The sequence below is a fragment of the Cellulomonas hominis genome, from assembly GCF_005239125.1.
GTDB classification, from domain to species: domain Bacteria; phylum Actinomycetota; class Actinomycetes; order Actinomycetales; family Cellulomonadaceae; genus Cellulomonas; species Cellulomonas hominis_A.
The window spans coordinates 1-16806 of the sequence record NZ_SZYE01000077.1; the positions used below are offsets into that span (position 1 = coordinate 1).

General features: G+C 75.9%; 16 protein-coding genes, 1 tRNA gene and 2 pseudogenes. 4 read left to right on the forward strand and 15 right to left on the reverse strand.

Going from position 1 to position 16806, the window contains the following annotated elements:
- Together FA014_RS19980 and FA014_RS10705 are read left to right on the forward strand one after the other, a co-directional pair.
- On the forward strand, nt 1-198 hold a 198-nt coding region (locus tag FA014_RS19980; protein WP_195969250.1), incomplete at its 5' end, for a hypothetical protein.
- Entirely contained in the window at nt 195-1187 is a 993-nt protein-coding gene (locus FA014_RS10705; RefSeq protein WP_154729675.1) for an NAD-dependent epimerase/dehydratase family protein, read from the forward strand. The genes FA014_RS19980 and FA014_RS10705, both read left to right, overlap by 4 nt.
- Nucleotides 1188-1404: 217 nt before the next feature.
- Here the strand turns inward: FA014_RS10705 and FA014_RS10710 are convergent, their stop codons facing one another.
- Together FA014_RS10710 and FA014_RS10715 are read right to left on the reverse strand one after the other, a co-directional pair.
- Nucleotides 1405-1704, reverse strand: a complete 300-nt coding sequence (locus FA014_RS10710; protein WP_154729676.1) for a hypothetical protein — start codon at nt 1702-1704, stop codon at nt 1405-1407.
- A 52-nt stretch (nt 1705-1756) separates the two neighbouring features.
- Nucleotides 1757-2146 (reverse strand): VOC family protein, encoded by a 390-nt coding sequence (locus FA014_RS10715; RefSeq protein WP_154729677.1) that lies wholly within the window; start codon nt 2144-2146, stop codon nt 1757-1759.
- A 165-nt stretch (nt 2147-2311) separates the two neighbouring features.
- Here FA014_RS10715 and FA014_RS10720 point away from each other — a divergent pair, with 165 nt between their 5' ends.
- The gene (locus FA014_RS10720; protein WP_154729678.1) at nt 2312-3421 is read left to right on the forward strand and encodes a fatty acid desaturase family protein; all 1110 of its coding nucleotides are present in this window, start codon (nt 2312-2314) and stop codon (nt 3419-3421) included.
- A gap of 66 nt (nt 3422-3487) precedes the next feature.
- On the opposite strand, the gene FA014_RS10725 is transcribed toward FA014_RS10720, so the two are convergent.
- The 6 genes from FA014_RS10725 to FA014_RS10750 all read right to left on the reverse strand — a co-directional run bounded on the left by FA014_RS10725 (nt 3488) and on the right by FA014_RS10750 (nt 8828).
- Nucleotides 3488-3691, reverse strand: coding sequence for a cold-shock protein (locus FA014_RS10725; RefSeq protein ID WP_154729687.1), 204 nt, complete (start codon nt 3689-3691; stop codon nt 3488-3490).
- Between the two features lie 459 nt (nt 3692-4150).
- Nucleotides 4151-4223: transfer RNA gene (locus FA014_RS10730), tRNA-Thr, on the reverse strand.
- Between the two features lie 79 nt (nt 4224-4302).
- Nucleotides 4303-5823, reverse strand: coding sequence for an alpha/beta hydrolase (locus FA014_RS10735; protein ID WP_154729679.1), 1521 nt, complete (start codon nt 5821-5823; stop codon nt 4303-4305).
- 80 nt (nt 5824-5903) lie between these two features.
- The gene (locus FA014_RS10740) at nt 5904-7040 is read right to left on the reverse strand and encodes a DNA polymerase III subunit delta' (RefSeq protein ID WP_154729680.1); all 1137 of its coding nucleotides are present in this window, start codon (nt 7038-7040) and stop codon (nt 5904-5906) included.
- Nucleotides 7037-7741 carry a dTMP kinase gene (tmk, locus tag FA014_RS10745; RefSeq protein WP_230323056.1) on the reverse strand — a complete coding sequence of 235 codons (705 nt, stop codon included), beginning with the start codon at nt 7739-7741 and terminating at the stop codon, nt 7037-7039. The genes FA014_RS10740 and tmk overlap by 4 nt, the downstream gene beginning before the upstream one ends.
- An 82-nt stretch (nt 7742-7823) precedes the next feature.
- The gene (locus FA014_RS10750; RefSeq protein ID WP_154729681.1) at nt 7824-8828 is read right to left on the reverse strand and encodes a Gfo/Idh/MocA family protein; all 1005 of its coding nucleotides are present in this window, start codon (nt 8826-8828) and stop codon (nt 7824-7826) included.
- A 145-nt stretch (nt 8829-8973) separates the two neighbouring features.
- On the opposite strand from FA014_RS10750, the gene FA014_RS10755 reads away from it, so the two are divergent.
- Nucleotides 8974-10131 carry a glycerol dehydrogenase gene (locus FA014_RS10755; RefSeq protein ID WP_230323057.1) on the forward strand — a complete coding sequence of 386 codons (1158 nt, stop codon included), beginning with the start codon at nt 8974-8976 and terminating at the stop codon, nt 10129-10131.
- 43 nt (nt 10132-10174) lie between these two features.
- On the opposite strand, the gene frdD is transcribed toward FA014_RS10755, so the two are convergent.
- From frdD to FA014_RS10785, 7 genes and pseudogenes are all read right to left on the reverse strand, one after another.
- Complete coding sequence (gene frdD, locus FA014_RS10760) at nt 10175-10534, reverse strand: fumarate reductase subunit FrdD (RefSeq protein WP_154729682.1); 360 nt, start codon at nt 10532-10534, stop codon at nt 10175-10177.
- On the reverse strand, nt 10534-11046 hold the full coding sequence (locus FA014_RS10765; protein ID WP_195969251.1) for a hypothetical protein: 513 nt from the start codon (nt 11044-11046) through the stop codon (nt 10534-10536). The genes frdD and FA014_RS10765 overlap by 1 nt, the downstream gene beginning before the upstream one ends.
- Nucleotides 11043-11567, reverse strand: a pseudogene (locus tag FA014_RS10770) (4Fe-4S dicluster domain-containing protein); the annotation flags it as partial. The pseudogene FA014_RS10770 and the gene FA014_RS10765, both read right to left, overlap by 4 nt.
- 1 nt (nt 11568) lies before the next feature.
- Nucleotides 11569-11805 (reverse strand): annotated as a pseudogene (locus tag FA014_RS21070) (2Fe-2S iron-sulfur cluster-binding protein); the annotation flags it as partial.
- Nucleotides 11802-13622 (reverse strand): fumarate reductase (quinol) flavoprotein subunit, encoded by a 1821-nt coding sequence (gene frdA / locus FA014_RS10775; protein ID WP_154729684.1) that lies wholly within the window; start codon nt 13620-13622, stop codon nt 11802-11804. The gene frdA and the pseudogene FA014_RS21070, both read right to left, overlap by 4 nt.
- Nucleotides 13622-15040: a class II fumarate hydratase gene (locus FA014_RS10780; protein WP_154729685.1), complete on the reverse strand. Its 1419-nt coding sequence runs from the start codon at nt 15038-15040 to the stop codon at nt 13622-13624. Before FA014_RS10780 ends, frdA begins: the two co-directional genes overlap by 1 nt.
- 64 nt (nt 15041-15104) lie before the next feature.
- Entirely contained in the window at nt 15105-16568 is a 1464-nt protein-coding gene (locus FA014_RS10785; protein ID WP_154729686.1) for an anion permease, read from the reverse strand.
- Nucleotides 16569-16806: the final 238 nt, after the last annotated feature.

The following is a 16806-nucleotide window of genomic DNA, read 5'->3' on the forward strand; positions in this document are numbered from 1 at the left end:
GCGGCCCCGCGGCGGGCGGGTCTGGCGCCGGCCGGGCTGGCGGGCGCCGTCCGCGCGGCCGCCCCGGTCCCGCTCGCGGCCGTCCTCGTCGCGCCGCGGATGCCGACCGACGTCCGGCACAACTCGAAGATCGACCGCACCCGGCTCGCGGCGTGGGCGTCGCGGGTGCTGTCCGGCGGGCCGGTGGGCGCGCCGTGACCGTCCTGGTGACCGGCGCGTCCGGCCTGCTCGGCGGCGCGGTGGCGCGCGTGCTCGTCGAGCGGGGCGCGGACGTCCGCACGCTCCAGCGCCGGCCCTCGGGCGTGGCCGGCGCGCGCGACGTCGCGGGTTCCGTGACCGACGCCGACGCGGTGGCCGCGGCCCTCGACGGCGTCGACGCGGTCGTGCACCTCGCGGCGCGGGTCTCGCTCGCCGGGCCGCGCGAGGAGTTCGACGCCGTCAACATCGGCGGCACCACGACGCTGCTCGACGCCGCCGAGCGCGCGGGGGTCCGGCGGTTCGTCCAGGTGTCCTCGCCGTCCGTCGCGCACGGCGGGGCGTCGCTCGTGGGCGTCGGGGCCGAGCCCGCGGACCCGGCGCACGCCCGCGGCGACTACGCCCGCACCAAGGCGGCCGCCGAGCTGCTGGCCCTGGACCGGGACCGCGCCGCCGACGGCGGCATGGCCGTGGTGGCCGTGCGCCCGCACCTCGTGTGGGGCCCGGGCGACACGCAGCTCGTCGAGCGGGTCCTCGACCGCGCGGCGCGCGGCCGGCTGCCGCTGCTCGACCACGGCGCCGCCCTCATCGACACCACGTACGTCGACAACGCCGCCGACGGCATCGCCGCGGCGCTCGACCGGGCCGACGCGCCGGAGGTGCACGGGAACGCCTACGTGCTCACCAACGGCGAGCCGCGGACCGTGGCCGACCTGCTCGTCGGCATCTGCCGCGCGGGCGGTGTCCGGCCTCCGGCGTGGCGGGTCCCCGCGCGCCTGGCGCGGGCCGCGGGCGGCCTGGTCGAGGCCGCGTGGCGGCTGCGCCCCGGCACCGACGAGCCGCCCATGACGCGGTTCCTCGCCGAGCAGCTGTCGACCGCGCACTGGTTCGACCAGCGCGCCACCCGGGCCGACCTGCGGTGGACGCCGGCGGTGACCCTGGACGAGGGCTTCGCGCGACTGGCGGCCCACTACGCCGGCGCGCGGGCCTGACCCGCCACCCCCGACCTCCCGCCGCCCCACCGACCCCCCGCCGCCCCACCCGCCCCGCGCCCCGCCCCGCGATCCGCGACCCGCGCCCCGCCGCGCCGCGACCCGCCGAGTCTGCGGAAGCTGCGGGGTTCCGGACGCTCGAACCCCGCAGCTTCTGCGAGGTCGGCGTCGTCCCGGGGGTGGGGAGACGGCGGCGCGGCGGCGCGGCGGCCGCGCGTCAGTGCAGCGGGTCGACCGGGATCCAGCGAGGCCCCGAGCGTCGGGCGACGGTGGCCCGGCGCACCTCGGCCAGCTCGCGCGCCCGGTGCGCCACCCGCCGCCCGATCCGCGCCGCGCCCTCGTCGTCCCCGGCGAGGTACCGCACGACCACCCGCGCCTCCCCCGCGACGACGGCGACGTCCTGCGCCTCCACCTCGGTCACCGCGCGGGCGGCGTCGGCCGCGGCGGGCAGCAGGGCGGCGGGGTCGACGCCGGGGTGCAGCAGGCCGACGCCCAGGGTCACGCGGTACGACGGCACGGCGGGCAGCGTACCGGCGTCACCGCGCTCGTCCCGCGCGCCGCGGCGCGGCTCACATCGTGATCGAGCCGTCGGCCCCGATGGGCCACCCCGGGTTGTGCGCGACCTCCCACACGTAGCCCTCGGGGTCGGCGAACGCCCCCGAGGTGCCGCCCCAGTCGGCCACCGCCGCGGGTCGCAGCACCGTCCCGCCCGCCGCGGCCGCCGCGGCGAGCACGGGCGCCACCTCCTCGGGCCCCCGCACGTTGTACGCGAGCTCCACCCCCGGCGCCCCGCGGCCCCCGACGCCGGTCCACAGCGCGAGGACCAACCCGTTGGCCTGGAAGAACGCCACCTCGTCGTCGGGCCTCCGCGGCGCGGGCCACCCCATGGCCCGGTAGAACGCGCACGCCCGGTCGAGGTCGGTGACGCCGAGCGTCACCACGCTGATCCGCGGTTCCATGCCTCCTTCCTACCGCCCCTCCACGACATCCACCCGGGATCGGGGGGACAGCCCCCGGGTGCTCCCGCGCGCGGTCACGTAGCGTGGACGCATCCGAACGACGGGCGTCCGCGCTCATGCCAGCGGCTGGGAAGTCGACCACCCCCCACGTTCGGAGCGCGCTTCGTGACACCACCCCCCGCATCCGCCGCCACGACCGCACCCGCCCCCGCGCAGGCCACCGCCCGGCCGAACCAGGCCGCGTCGACCGGCTCCTACCAGGAGCTGTCCCGCCAGGTCCGCGACGCGGGCCTGCTGAACCGCACCCCGGGGTTCTACATCCTGCTGCTGATCGGCCTGGGCATCGCCCTGGCGGCGCTGGTCGCGGGATCGGTGCTCCTGGGTCGCTCCTGGTTCCAGCTGCTGATCGCGGGCGGCCTCGGGATCGTGCTGACGCAGTTCGCGTTCGTCGCGCACGAGGCGTCGCACCGGCAGGTGCTCGCGTCCGGGCCGGCGAACGACCGGCTGGGACGGATCCTGGCGAACGGCGTGGTCGGCATCAGCCACTCGTGGTGGATGACGAAGCACTCGCGGCACCACGCGAACCCGAACCACGTCGGCAAGGACCCGGACATCGCGCCGGACACGATCGTGTTCCTGCACTCGGACGCGGCGAAGCAGAGCCGGGTGATGGCCGCGCTGACCCGCGTGCAGGGCTGGGCGTTCTTCCCGCTGCTGACGCTGGAGGGCCTGAACCTGCACGTGACGGCGTTCCGCAGCCTGCTGGCGCAGGAGCGGTCCCGGGCCCGCACGCTGGAGCTGTCCATGCTCGTCGTGCGGCTCAGCGTCTACACCGCGGCGGTGCTGTGGTTCCTGGGCCCGGCCATCGGCTTCGCCTTCCTCGGCGTGCAGCTCGCGGTGTTCGGCGTGTACATGGGCGCGTCCTTCGCCCCGAACCACAAGGGCATGGCGATGATCCCGGAGGGCAGCCGGCTGGACTTCCTGTCCAAGCAGGTGCTGACGTCCCGGAACATCACCGGCGGGCACGCGATGAGCACCCTGATGGGCGGGCTGAACTTCCAGGTGGAGCACCACCTGTTCCCGAGCATGCCGCGCCCGCACCTCGCCCGGGCCCGTCTCCTGGTGCGGGAGCACTGCCTCCGCAACGGCGTGCCGTACACGGAGACGTCGCTGCTGCGGTCCTACGCGATCGTGGTCCGGTACCTGAACGACGTCGGGCTCGCGGCCCGCAACCCGTTCGACTGCCCGATGGTCCAGCGGTACCGCGGGGTCTGAGCGACCCGAGACAGCAGAACGCCGGCCGTCCCACCGAGGTGGGGCGGCCGGCGTTCGCGCGTCAGCTCAGAGCGGGCGGATGTTCGCCGCCTGCGGGCCCTTCGGGCCCTCGGTGACGTCGAACTCGACCTGCTGGTTCTCCTCGAGGGAGCGGTAGCCGGAGGAGGCGATCGCGCTGTAGTGCGCGAACACGTCCGGGCCGCCCTCGGTGGGGGCGATGAAGCCGAAGCCCTTCTCGGCGTTGAACCACTTCACGGTGCCGGTGGTCATGATGTCTTCTCTCGTTCGGGGACCGGAACCGCGGGCGCAGCTCCTGGTGCCGCGCCACGACGGGCGCGGACGGTGGTGGGTGCGCACGCAGGTGGCGGGCGCGGGGGCGCGACGGCCGGCCGCGGTGAGCGCGGCGACGGCGTCGTCCCAGGTCGGGACCACGGCCACCGGGCGCGACAGCGCGTCCATGACGTGGTGGCCGTCGGGCTCGCGGGCGATCAGCCCGGCGTACTCGCCGGCGACGGTCGCGGCCCAGAGGTTCTCGTCCGCCTGGCGCCACTGGACGGGCGCGGTGTCGGCGGGGGTGGTCGTGCGGGGACTGGCGGTGGTGATGATCAGACGACTGCTCTCACTCCGCACGACGTCGGCGGAGGCTGGGGGCGACGGCACCGGGTGGGGTGTCGTCCGGACTGCTGCAGGAGCCCCGGGATCCTCGAGGGAACCCGGGCCTCCGGCGTGAGCCGCCTAAGGGAATCGAACCCTTGACCTTCTCATTACGAGTGAGACGCTCTGCCGACTGAGCTAAGGCGGCACGCCCACCGATCCGGCGGACGAGCACGGACACTGTACCTGGCGGACGGCGGGTCCTCCAAAGCGAGCGCCGCGAGGGGTCAGCAGCGGGTCCCGTCGGCGGGCACCGTCCCGTCGACCAGGTAGGCGTCGACGGCGTCCGCGATGCACGCGTTGGACCGGCCGTACGCGGTGTGGCCCTCGCCCTCGTAGGTCAGCAGGTGGCCGGAGTCGAGGGTCTCGGCCAGGCTCTCGGCCCAGGCGTACGGGGTCGCCGGGTCGTTGGTGGTCCCGACGACGACGATCGGCGCGGCGCCCGCCGCGGAGTAGTCGTCGAGGCCGCCGGCCTCGGGCACCGGCCACTGGTCGCAGATCACACCGCCGTAGCCGAAGAAGTACCCGACGGTCGGCGCGACCTGCTCGACGGCGGCGGCCTGGGCGCGCATCTCCGCGACGTCGGTGGTGCCGCGGTCGTCGGCGCAGCCGATCGCCCAGAACGCGGCCGTGGAGTTGGACGAGTAGGTGCCGTCGGGGTTCCGGTCGTAGTACAGGTCGGCGAGCTGGAGCAGGACCGAGCCGTCGCCGGACAGCGCCGCGTCCAGGCCCATCGTGAGGTAGTTCCAGGACCCCTCGTCGTACAGCGGCAGGGCGATGCCGCTGAACGCCAGGGTGCCGGTGAGCGGCCGCGAGGTGCCGGTCGGCAGCGGGGACTTGCGCGCCCGGTCGAGCACCGACCGCACCTGGGCGAGCCCGTCGTCCACCGTGCCGGTCAGCGGGCAGTCCGCGCCGGCCTGGCAGTCCGCCACGTAGGCGCGCAGCGCGTTCTCGAAGCCCTCCGCCTGGCCCTCGGACAGCTCCTGGGAGGACAGCGTGGGGTCGAGCGCGCCGTCGAGCACCAGGCGCCCCACCTGCTGCGGGAACAGCGCGGCGTAGGTGGCGCCGAGCTGGGTGCCGTACGAGTAGCCGACGTAGGTGAGCGTGTCGTCGCCGAGCGCGGCCCGCAGGACGTCCATGTCCTTGGCCGCGGACACGGTGTCCACGTGCCCGAGGAGCGGGCCGGTGTTCTGCAGGCACGCCGCGCCGAACGCGCCGTACGCGTCCTCCGCCGCCTGGATGCCCTCGTCGGTGGTGAAGTCGAAGTCGGTGGAGACGATCTCGTCCATCTCCGGACCGTCGACGCAGGTCACCGGGGTGGACGCGGCGACGCCGCGTGGGTCGAAGCCGACCAGGTCGTACCGGTCCACGACCTCGTCGCCGAACCGCGGGATCGCGATGGAGGACAGGGCGTCGGTGCCGGAGGAGCCCGGGCCGCCCGGGTTCACGAGGAGCGAGCCGAGCCTGTCGCCCGTGGCCTGGTGCCGGCTGACCGCGATCTCGATGGTCTCGCCGTCCGGGTCGGCGTAGTCGAGCGGGACGACGAGGGTCGCGCACTCCAGGTCGCCGCACGCCTGCCAGTCGAGCTCCTGCGCGTACATCGCGTCGAGGCCCCGGACGTCGGCGGCGGTCGGGGCGGTCGTCACCTCGGTCTGCTCGCGCGGCGCGGTGCAGCCCGCCAGGGCGAGCGCGGCGACGGCGGCCAGGGCGGCGGTGCGGGCGGGCCCGCGGCGGCGGGTCGCGGGCACGGGTCGGCTGAGGGCTCTCGGCGCGGGAGTCACGCCCCCACGGTAACGGCCCGTCCGAGGCCCCCGCGCCGCGCGGGGCGTCAGGCCTGCGGGCGCAGGGCGATGAGCATCGCCTCGACCGCGAGCAGGGGCGCGACGTTCCCCTCCAGCCGGGTGCGCGCCTCCCCCACCGCGCCCATCCGGCGCACGGTCTGCTCGGGCGTCGAGGACTCGGCGATCGACCGGGCGGCGTCCTCGTGCTCGGCGTTCACCAGGTCGACGTCCGCCCCGAGCTGGAGCACGAGCACGTCCCGGTAGAACGACAGCAGGTCGACCATCGCCCGGTCGAGCACGTCGCGCTGCGCCCGGGTGGCGCGGCGCTTCTGCTCGTCCTCGAGCTGCTTGACCTGCCCGCGGAGCGCCGGCGGGACCACCGTGAGCCCCTCGGCGCCGAGCGCGTGCAGCAGGGCCTGCCGCTCGGCGGCGTCCCGCTCCTCGGTCGCCGCCTTCGCGTCCGCCTGCGCGGTCTCCACGAGCTCGGCCGCGGCGAGCACGGCGTCCCCGACACCACGCAGCCGCGGCGCGATCCGCAGCACGGCGGACCGCCGGGCACGGGCCTCGGGGTCGCGGGCGAGCCGGCGGGCGACGCCGACGTGCGACTGCGCCGCGCGGGCGGCCACCAGGGCGACGCCGGGGTCGATCCCGTCCCGGCGCACGAGCAGGTCGGCGACGGCCTCGACCGGCGGCACCCGGAGCGCGACCGAGCGGCTGCGGGACCGCAGGGTCACGAGCACGTCCTGCGGGCTGGGCGCGCAGAGCAGCCAGACGGTGCGCGGCGGCGGCTCCTCGATGGCCTTGAGCAGCACGTTGCCGGAGGTCTCGTTGAGCCGGTCCGCGTCCTCCACCACGATGACCCGCCACCGGCCCTGGGACGGGGCGCGCTGGGCGAGCTCCACCAGCGGCCGGACGGTGTCGACGCGGATGACCACGCCCTCGGTCGACACGAAGGTCACGTCGGGGTGGGTCCCGGCGAGGACGGTCGCGCAGCCCGGGCTGCGCGGGTCCCCCGAGGGGTCCTGGAGCGCCGCCGCGAACGCGCGCGCGGCGTTGGACCGGCCGGAGCCGGGCGGGCCGGTGATCAGCCAGGCGTGCGTCATCCTCGACGGGTCCGCCACGGCCTCGCGCAGCACGGCGACGGCCGGCTCCTGCCCGACGACGTCGTCCCAGACGGTGCTCATCGCGCGCCGCCCGCGCCCGGTGCCGCGGGCGCGGGCCCGGTCCCCAGCAGCGCCGAGACCCGCGCGCGCACGTCGGCGGCGATCTCCCCGACCGGCCGCGCCGCGTCCAGCACGAGCCAGCGCCCCGGGTCCGCCGCGGCGCGCGCGAGGAACGCCTCCCGCGTGCGGCGGTGGAAGTCGTCGCCCGCGCTCTCCAGCCGGTCCGGCTGGTCCGGGCGCGCGCGCAGCCGGCCGAGGCCCGCCACCGGGTCGAGGTCGAGCAGCACGGTGAGCGCCGGCAGCAGCCCGCCGGTGGCCCACAGCGAGAGGTCCTCGACCTCCTGCGCACCGAGGTCGCGGCCGGTCCCCTGGTAGGCCACGGAGGAGTCCAGGTACCGGTCGGTCACGACGACCGACCCCGCCGCGAGCGCGGGGCGCACCAGCGACGCGACGTGGTGCGCGCGGTCGGCGGCGTACAGCAGCGCCTCGGTGCGGGCGTCCAGGTGCTCGCCGTGCAGCACCTCCCGGCGCAGCACCCGGCCCAGGTCGGTGCCGCCGGGCTCGCGGGTCAGCACGACTGTCAGCCCCCGCTCGGCCAGCCACTCGCCGAGCAGGCGCGACTGGGTGGACTTGCCGGCGCCGTCCCCGCCCTCGAACGACACGAACAGCCCGCCGGGCACGGTCGGGAGGGGCCGGGGCGCCGGCGGGTGGGGCTGCGTCACGCGCGCCAGGGTATCCACCCCCGCCGACACCCCTCGCACCGGGCCCTCGTGAGCGCCACGAGGCGGGTCGGGGTGCGTCGGATCACTCGCCCGGGTAGACGACCCCGACCTGCGCCCGGACCTCGTCCATCGTGCGCAGCACGCCGAGGGTGTCCGCCCAGGACATCCGGGGGCTCTCGGTGGCGCCCTCGGCCACCCGGCGCGCGACCTCGGCGGCCTCGTACTGCAGCCCGCGCTCGACCGGCTGGTCGAAGGTCCAGGTCCGGCCGTCGCGCCGGGTGACCCGGAACGACGTGGGCGCGTAGAACGAGCCGTCGATCGTGATCGTGCCCTCGGTGCCGCTGATCGCCGCGGTGGTGGGCGTCCTCGCCCAGAGCGTCGTGGTGAGCGCCGCCTGGGTCCGGTCGCCGTAGCTCAGCACGATCGCGAGCTGGCCGTCGACGCCGGTCTCGGTGAGCGCCCCGACCGCCCGCACCTGGGTCGGCACGCCGAGGAAGTCCTGCGCGAACGCGACCGGGTACACGCCGAGGTCGAGCAGCGCGCCGCCCGCCAGCGCCGGGTCGTACAGCCGGTGGGACGGGTCGAACGGGAAGTACTGGCCGTGGTCGGCGTGCACGGCGACGACCTCGCCGATCTCGCCCGAGTCGATGACCTGGTGCACGGCGGCGACGTGCGGGAGGAACCGCGTCCACATCGCCTCCATCACGAACACCCCGGCCGCGCGGGCGGCGGCGAACACCTCCTCCGCCTCGGCGGCGCTGCGGGTGAACGCCTTCTCCACCAGCACGTGCTTGCCCGCGGCGATCGCGAGCAGGGCGTGCTCGCGGTGCTCGGAGTGCGGGGTGGCGACGTACACCGCGTCGACCTGCGGGTCCTCGACCAGGGCGCGGTAGCCGACGTGGGTGGTGGGGATGCCGTGGGCGGTGGCGAACCGCTCGGCGCGGGTGCGGTCCCGGGACCCGACGGCGACGAGCGGGGCGCGGGTGCTGCTCCGGACGGCGTCGGCGAAGGCCCCGGCGATGCCGCCCGCGCCGAGGATGCCCCAGCGGATCGACGGGGCGGTGCGCGGGTCCTCGGTGAGTGCCATGCCGCGACCCTACTGCGCACGGACGGACCCGTGACCAGGTGCCCTGGCGGCCCGGCACGGGCGGTCCGTACGGTGGAGGGGTCGGCGACCGGCCAGGTCCGTGACCGACGGGCCCGGCGCCGACGCGACCCCGCCAGGAGGAGCCGTGTCCGCGACCCAGGAGCACCTGCCCGTCCGTACCCTGATCAGCCCGTCCCGCTACGCCCAGGGGCCCGGCGCGATCGAGCGCCTCGGCGAGCTGGTCGCCCCGATCGGCCGCACGCCGCTGGTGGTCGCCGACGACACCGTGTGGTCGTTCGTCGGCGACGCGGTCACCCGGTCGTTCGACGCGGCGCGGCTGCCGCTGACCCGCGACGGGTTCGGCGTGTACGCCACCGCCGCGGCGGTCGAGTCGATCGCCGCCCGCGTGACGGAGCTCGGCGCGGACGTCGTGGTGGGCGTCGGGGGCGGCTCGGTGATCGACGCCGTGAAGGCGGCCGGCCACCTCGCGGGGGCGCGGTGGGTCTCGGTGCCGACCGTCGCCTCGACCGACGCCCCGTGCTCGGCGCTGTCGGTGATCTACGACGACGAGGGGGGCTTCGAGGAGTACCGGTTCTTCCCGCACAACCCGGACCTGGTGCTCGTGGACACCCGGCTGGTGGCCAACGCCCCGGTGAAGTTCCTCGTCGCGGGGGTGGGCGACGCGCTCGCGACCTGGATCGAGGCGCGCGCCGTGGCCCGCGGCGACGGGACGACCATGGCCGGCGGGCTGCCGACCGCGACGGGGACCGCGCTGGCCCGGCTGTCCTGGGACATCCTCTGGGAGCACGCGCTCCCCGCGATCGACGCGGTGCGCGACCACCTGGTCACCCCCTCGGTGGAGAAGGTGGTCGAGGCGAACACGCTGCTGTCCGGGCTGGGCTTCGAGTCGGGTGGGCTCGCGGCCGCGCACGCGATCCACAACGGCCTCACCGCGGCGCCGCAGACGCACGGGCTGACCCACGGGCAGAAGGTGAACATCGGCTCCGTCACCCAGCTGGTGCTCGAGGGCGCGCCGGTCGACGAGATCCGGGACTTCGTCGAGTTCACCACCCGGGTCGGCCTGCCGAACACGCTCACCGAGGTGGGGCTGACGCCGGGTGACGTGGCCGACCTGACCCGGGTGGCCGAGGCGGCGACCGCGGAGGGCGAGACGATCCACGCGATGCCGTTCACCGTCCGGGTGCCGGAGCTGGTGGACGCGCTGCGGTCGATCGAGGGCTTCTCCCGCCGGGTCCGGGCGGACGCGGGGCTGCCGGAGCCGGTGCCGCACCGGGCGCACTGACTCCGGCGCGGGGCACCCCGGGCGGCCCGGGGTGCCCCGCCGGTCAGGCGGCGAGACAGAGCGCGTAGGTGATCGCCGGGGTCAGCAGCGCGATGCCGTAGATCCCGGCGCGCACCACCTCCGGCGGGTGCAGCCCGAGGTCGCGCAGCGCGTGCCAGGTCCGGTGGCAGCAGTGCCACAGCACCAGCCCGAGCGCGACGCACACCGCGAGCGCCCCGAGCGGGTGCGTCACGAACCCGGCGACGCGTGCGTGCACGGCGGCCGGTTCCCCGAACACCCCGAACGGCACCAGGAGCCCGAAGACGACCACCAGCACCGGCATGGTGAACACGGCGAGCATCCCGCCGCCGCCGAACAGGGCCCAGAGCAGCGGCTCGTTGGTCCGTCCCTCCCAGCGACGCATCACGGCCTCCCGAGCCAGAGCACGACGACGACGGCGAACGCCGCGAGCAGCAGGTAGTGCACCAGCACCACCCAGCGCGGGTGCAGGTGCCGGCGGCCGCGGCGCACCCGGATGACGGCGGGGGTCGCCCGGAACCAGGTCGTCGCGTGCACCACGGCCATCACCAGGGCCACGACGGTCAGCACGACGACGGCCGGCGACCGCTGCAGCCCGACCCACCGGGTGAACGCGTCGACGCCGCGGTGGGCGGCCACCAGACCGGTCACCAGGTTGAGCACGAACAGCCCGACGACGACGCTCGACGCCTCGCGCAGCGCGTACGCGCGGTACTCGCCGGTGGCGAGGAACCAGGCCCGGCGCACGGGCGGGCGGTGCGGCCGACGCGCCGGGCGGCCCCGGGGGTCCGCGGCGGCCGGGTCCGCGGTTGCCGGGTCCTCGGCGGCCGGGTCCGCGGTTGCCGGGTCCACGACGGCCGGGTCCGCGGCCGGGTCCGCCGGCTCCCCCGCGGTCACGACCGGCCCCCGCGCCGCGGCAGCAGGAACTCCGCCGCCCACGCCGCCGCCGTCGCCGCCTTGGCCTGCTGGATCGCCGCCGCGGGGTCGACGCCCTTGGGGCACGCCGTCGAGCACGCCCCGACGAAGGTGCACGCCCACAGCCCGTCCTCGCGGTCGAGCGCGGGCAGCCGGTCATCGCCCCCGTGGTCCCGGGAGTCCTTGTCGTACCGGACCGCGGCGGTGATCGCGGCCGGCCCCAGGAAGTCCGGCGCGAGCGCGACCTGCGGGCACGCGGCGTAGCAGAGCAGGCAGTCGATGCACATCGCGTAGTCGCGGTACGCCAGCAGCTGCTCGGGCGTCTGCCGGTTCCCGGTGCCGCCGGGCGGGTCGTCCGGGTCGGGCACCAGCCAGGGCCGCGCCCGCTCCAGCGACGCCATGAACGGCTCCAGGTCCACGACGAGGTCCCGCTCGACGGCGAGGTTCGCGAGCGGCTCCACCACGAGGGGGCCGGGCGCGTAGTCGCGGACGAAGGTGCTCGCAGCCCAGCCGCGGCGTGCCGTTGAGCTGGAAGCCGCAGGACCCGCAGATCGCCATCCGGCAGGACCAGCGGAACGCGAGCGTCGGGTCGAGGTGGTCCTTGACCCAGTTCAGCGCGTCGAGCACCGACGTGTCCTGCCCCCAGGGAACCTCGTAGTCGACCAGGTGCGGGGCCTCGTCGATGTCGGGGCGGTAGCGCTGCACGCGCAGCGTGATCGTGCCGAGCACCTCGCCGCTCACCGGGCCACCTCCCCGGTCCCGGCAGCGCCCGCACCCTTGGCGGCTCCTGCGGCTCCTGCGGCTCCTGCGGCCCCGGCCGCGCCGTACGCCCGGGTCGCCGGCGGCGAGGTCGTGATCGTCACCGGCGTGTGCTCCAGCCGCGGCCCGTCGGGGGTCCACCACGCGCGGGTGTGCGCGAGGAACCGCTCGTCGTCGCGCTCGCCGAAGCCGTCGAGCCGCTGGTGCGACCCGCGGGACTCCTCGCGGGCGAGGGCCGAGGCCACCAGCCCGTCGGCGACGTCGAGCATCGCGCCGAGCTCCACCGCGGCGGCCCAGTCCGTGTTGTACACGGGGCAGGTGTCGGCCACCCGGACGTCCGCGTACCGCTCCTTCAGGTCGCGCACGGTGGCGGCGGCGCGCTCCATGCCCTCGCGGGTGCGGAAGATGCCGACGCCGTCGTCCATCGCCCGGCCGAGCTCCTCGCGGATCCCGACCTGCGGCTCGGAGCCCCGGCCCATGCGCGCCAGGTGCCGGGCCGCCGCGTCGGCGGCGTCCCGGCGCACCCGCGGGTCGGACGGGGCGGGGTCGGCGAGGGCGGCCGCGGCGGCCCGCTCCCCGGCGACCCGGCCCAGCACCACCAGCTCGGCGAGCGAGTTGGAGCCGAGCCGGTTGGCGCCGTGCAGCCCGGAGGACGCGCACTCCCCGACCGCGAACAGCCCGGGCAGCGGCGTCGCCGTGGTCACGTCGGTCTCGATGCCGCCCATCGAGTAGTGCACGCTCGGGCACACCGGGATCGGCGCGGTCGCCGGGTCGATGCCGAGGTACTGCTCGGTGAGCTCGCAGATCAGCGGCAGCCGCTCGCGCAGGTACGCCCGGCCGAGGTGCCGCAGGTCGAGGTGCACCGCGTCGCCGCGCGGGGTCGCGACGGTGCGCCCCGCCCGCTGCTCGTGCCAGAACGCCTGGGAGAGCCGGTCCCGCGGTCCGAGCTCCATGTGCTTGTTCTTCGGCTCGCCGACCGGCGTCTCCGGGCCCAGGCCGTAGTCCTGCAGGTACCGGCGGCCGTCGGCGTTCAGCAGGACGCCGCCCTCGCCGCGGCAGCCCTCGGTGATCAGGATGCCGGAGCCCGGCAGGCCGGTCGGGTGGTACTGGACGAACTCCAGGTCCCGCAGCGGCGCGCCGGCCCGGTAGGCCATCGCCATGCCGTCGCCGGTGACGATCGCGCCGTTGGTGTTCTGCGCGTACAGCCGCCCGGCACCGCCGGTGGCCATGACGACCGCGCCCGCCTCGACCAGGACCGGGTACCCCTCGCGCTGGTCGTAGGCCAGCACGCCGGCGACCCGGCCGTCCCGGACGACCAGCTCCAGGGCGAGGCACTCGTCCGCCCGCGTGATCGACGGGTGCTGCAGGGAGGTCTGGAAGAGCGTGTGCAGGACGTGGAAGCCGGTCTTGTCCGCCGCGAACCAGGTGCGCGGCCGGCTCATCCCGCCGAACCGGCGCACGTCCACCGCACCGTCGTCGGTGCGGCTCCACGGGCAGCCCCACCGCTCCAGCCGGTACATCTCGTGCGCCGCGTGCTCGACGAAGTACTGCACCACGTCCTGGTCGCAGAGCCAGTCCCCGCCGGACACCGTGTCCGCGAAGTGCTGCTCCAGGGAGTCGTCCGCGCCGACCACGCCCGCGGCCCCGCCCTCGGCGGCCACCGTGTGGGAGCGCATCGGGTAGACCTTCGACAGCACGGTGACCGCGAGCTCGGGGTGCGACTCCGCGACCGCGATCGCCGCCCGCAGCCCCGCTCCCCCGCCGCCGACGACCGCGACGTCCGTCCGGACCGTCTGCATCAGGGCACCGCCGGCGTCGTCATCGCGAGCACGTCGAGCGCGGCGTCGAGCTGGTCGGCCGTGACCCGGCCCTCGGCGACGTGCCCGAGGCCGAGCACCGCCTCGCGGATCGTGAGGTCCTGCGCCACGGCGTGCTTGACCACCGCCGCGGCCGCCTCGTAGCCGATCAGCCGGTTGAGCGGGGTGACCACGGACGGCGACGACTCCGCGAGCTGCCGGCAGCGGTCCCGGTCGGCGACCAGGCCGGCCACGCACTTGTCCGCCAGGTGGGTGGAGGCCTGCGCGAGCAGGGAGACGGACTCCAGGAGGTTGCGCGCCATCACCGGCAGCATGACGTTGAGCTCGAACGAGCCGGTGGTGCCGGCGAACGCCACGGTGGCGTCGTTCCCGATGACCTGCGCGGCCACCATGAGCACCGCCTCCGGGATCACCGGGTTCACCTTGCCGGGCATGATCGACGACCCCGGCTGCAGGTCCGGGAGCGTGATCTCGGCGAGCCCGGCGCGCGGGCCCGAGCCCATCCACCGCAGGTCGTTGCAGATCTTCACCAGCGACACCGCGACCGTGCGCAGCGCGCCCGACGTCTCGACCAGCGCGTCCTGCGCGCCCTGCGCCTCGAAGTGGTTCCGGGCCTCCGTGAGCGGCAGGGCGGTGTGGTCGGCCACGATCGCGATGACCCGCTGCGGGAAGCCCGGCGGGGTGTTGATCCCGGTGCCGACGGCGGTCCCGCCCAGCGGCAGCTCCGCCAGCCGCGGCAGCGCCGCCTCCACCCGCTCGATCCCGAGCCGGACCTGCGCGGCGTACCCGCCGAGCTCCTGGCCGAGGGTCACGGGCGTGGCGTCCATCAGGTGCGTGCGCCCGGCCTTGACCACGTCGGCGTGCTCGGCGGCCCGGGCCTCCAGCGTCGCGGCGAGGTGGTCGAGCGCCGGGAGCAGGTCCGTGAGCACCGCCTGCGCCGCCGCGACGTGGATCGACGCGGGGAACACGTCGTTCGACGACTGCGAGGCGTTCACGTGGTCGTTCGGGTGCACGGGCCGCCCGAGCCGCTCGGTGGCCAGCGTGGCGAGCACCTCGTTCACGTTCATGTTCGACGAGGTGCCGGAGCCGGTCTGGAACACGTCGACCGGGAACTGGTCGGCCCATCGGCCGTCCGCCACCTCCGCCGCCGCGGCGGCGACCGCCGCCGCGACGTCCCCGGGCAGCACCCCGAGCTCGGCGTTCGCGAGCGCCGCGGCCCGCTTGATCTCGGCGAGGGCCGCCACGTGCCGGGGGTGCAGGCGGGTCCCCGAGATCGCGAAGTTCTGCACCGCGCGCTGGGTCTGGGCCCGGTAGCAGGCGTCGGCGGGCACGAGGACGTCGCCCATCGTGTCGTGCTCGAGCCGGAAGCCGGCGGGGATCTCGGTCGGGGGGTGGCTCATCACGGTCTCCTGGGGTCCGGGCGGGTGGGGGGCGTGCGTCGAGGGCGCCGGGGGCGCGGGGGCGTCACCACAGGCCGATCAGCCGCATCCAGAGCCCGCCGACGCCCATCCAGATCGCGATGTTCACGACGGCCACCACGCCGCCGGTGCGCCACCACCGGACGACCGGCACGTAGCCGGAGCCGAACAGCACCGGGGCCGGGCCGCAGGAGTAGTGGGTCAGCGACGCGAACATGCTGGAGATGAAGCCGAGCACCAGGGCGGCGAACACCGGCGGGGCACCGGCCATGATCGCGGTGGCGAGGAACGCGGCGTACATCGCGGAGATGTGCGCCGTGTTGGACGCGAACAGGTAGTGGCTGACGAAGTACACGAGCGTGAGCAGGACGAACGCCTGCTGCCAGCCCATGTCGCCGACCAGCGCGGACATCTCCCCGCTGAGCCACGGGATGAGGCCGAGCGCGTTGAGCTGGGTCGCCATCATGACCAGCACCGCGAACCACACCAGCGTGTCCCAGGCCTGGGTCTCGCGCTTCACGTCGTCCCAGGTCAGCACGCCGGTGAGCAGGAGGGCGACCAGGCCGATCAGCGCGGTGGTGGTGGCGGAGACGTCGAGCAGCGCGTCGCCGAGGGTCCACAGCAGGAGGAGGCCGACGATCGTGCCGGTCATCACCTTCTCCCCGGAGGACAGCGGGCCGAGGTCGCGCAGCGCGGCGCGCGCCCGGTCGGCGGCCTCGGGGGTGCGGCGGACCTCCGGCGGGTCGACCGCGCGGACCACGAGCGGCACCACGACCAGCGCCACCAGGCCGGGCACGATCGCCGCGAGCGCCCACGTGCCCCAGGAGATGGCGACGCCCTGGTCGCCCGCGAGCTGGGCGGCCAGCGGGTTGCCCGCCATGGCGGTGAGGAACATCGCCGACGTCACGGCGTTGACGTGGAACGCGGAGCTGGTGAGGTACGAGCCGATCCGCCGGGACGTCGGCCCGGGCTCGCTGCCGTAGGACGCGGAGATCGACCGGACGATCGGCTGGATGATGCCGCCGGCCCGCGCGGTGTTCGACGGGGTGGCCGGGGCGAGCAGCAGGTCGGTCGCGGCGAGGCCGTACGCCAGGCCCAGGGGGCTGCGGCCGAGCCGGGACACGAAGAACAGCGCGAGCCGGGCGCCGAGCCCGGTCTTGATCACGCCGCGCGAGATGAAGAACGCGACGACGATCAACCAGATCGTCGTGTTCGAGAACCCGGACAGCGCCTCGCCCGGCTCCAGGACGCCGGTGACGACCGTGGCCACCATCCCGACGACGGTGACCGCGCCCATCGGCAGCGGGCGCGCGATGACGCCGACGATCGTCGCGACGAAGATCGCGAACATGTGCCACGCGGGGGCCTCGACGCCGTCAGGGGGCGGCACGCACCACAGCACCGCCCCGACGGCGAGCGGGATCGCGAGCCGGACCAGCGGGACCGGACGCGGCCGCTCGGCGGGCGCGCCCGGCGCGGCCGGTGCGAGGGCGACGGTGTCCTCGGCCATGCGGGGTGCCTCCGGCGGCGAGACGGTCGCCCCGGTGCAGGGCCGGGGCCGGACGCGCCCGAGCATGGGTGCGGCCCGAGCCGCCGAGGGGCGACAGACCGCCGCGTTCCGGGCGTTGCGGTCGTTGTGTTCGGCGTCGCACCGCCCGTCGGGCCGCGCCCCGCCCCGGGACGGCCGGACCACTCAGCGCGGGTAGGTGGGTCCCGCCCGGCCGGAGACTGGGCGCATGCCGGCCGCC

Coding starts and splice junctions, on each gene's coding strand:
- FA014_RS10715 (WP_154729677.1), bottom strand. CDS start 2,146: ATGGAACCGCGGATCAGCGTGGTGACGCTCGGCGTCACCGACCTCGAC.
- FA014_RS10725 (WP_154729687.1), bottom strand. CDS start 3,691: ATGACCACCGGCACCGTGAAGTGGTTCAACGCCGAGAAGGGCTTCGGC.
- FA014_RS10740 (WP_154729680.1), bottom strand. CDS start 7,040: ATGAGCACCGTCTGGGACGACGTCGTCGGGCAGGAGCCGGCCGTCGCC.
- FA014_RS10750 (WP_154729681.1), bottom strand. CDS start 8,828: ATGGCACTCACCGAGGACCCGCGCACCGCCCCGTCGATCCGCTGGGGC.
- frdD (WP_154729682.1), bottom strand. CDS start 10,534: ATGCGTCGCTGGGAGGGACGGACCAACGAGCCGCTGCTCTGGGCCCTG.
- frdA (WP_154729684.1), bottom strand. CDS start 13,622: ATGCAGACGGTCCGGACGGACGTCGCGGTCGTCGGCGGCGGGGGAGCG.
- FA014_RS10780 (WP_154729685.1), bottom strand. CDS start 15,040: ATGAGCCACCCCCCGACCGAGATCCCCGCCGGCTTCCGGCTCGAGCAC.
- FA014_RS10785 (WP_154729686.1), bottom strand. CDS start 16,568: ATGGCCGAGGACACCGTCGCCCTCGCACCGGCCGCGCCGGGCGCGCCC.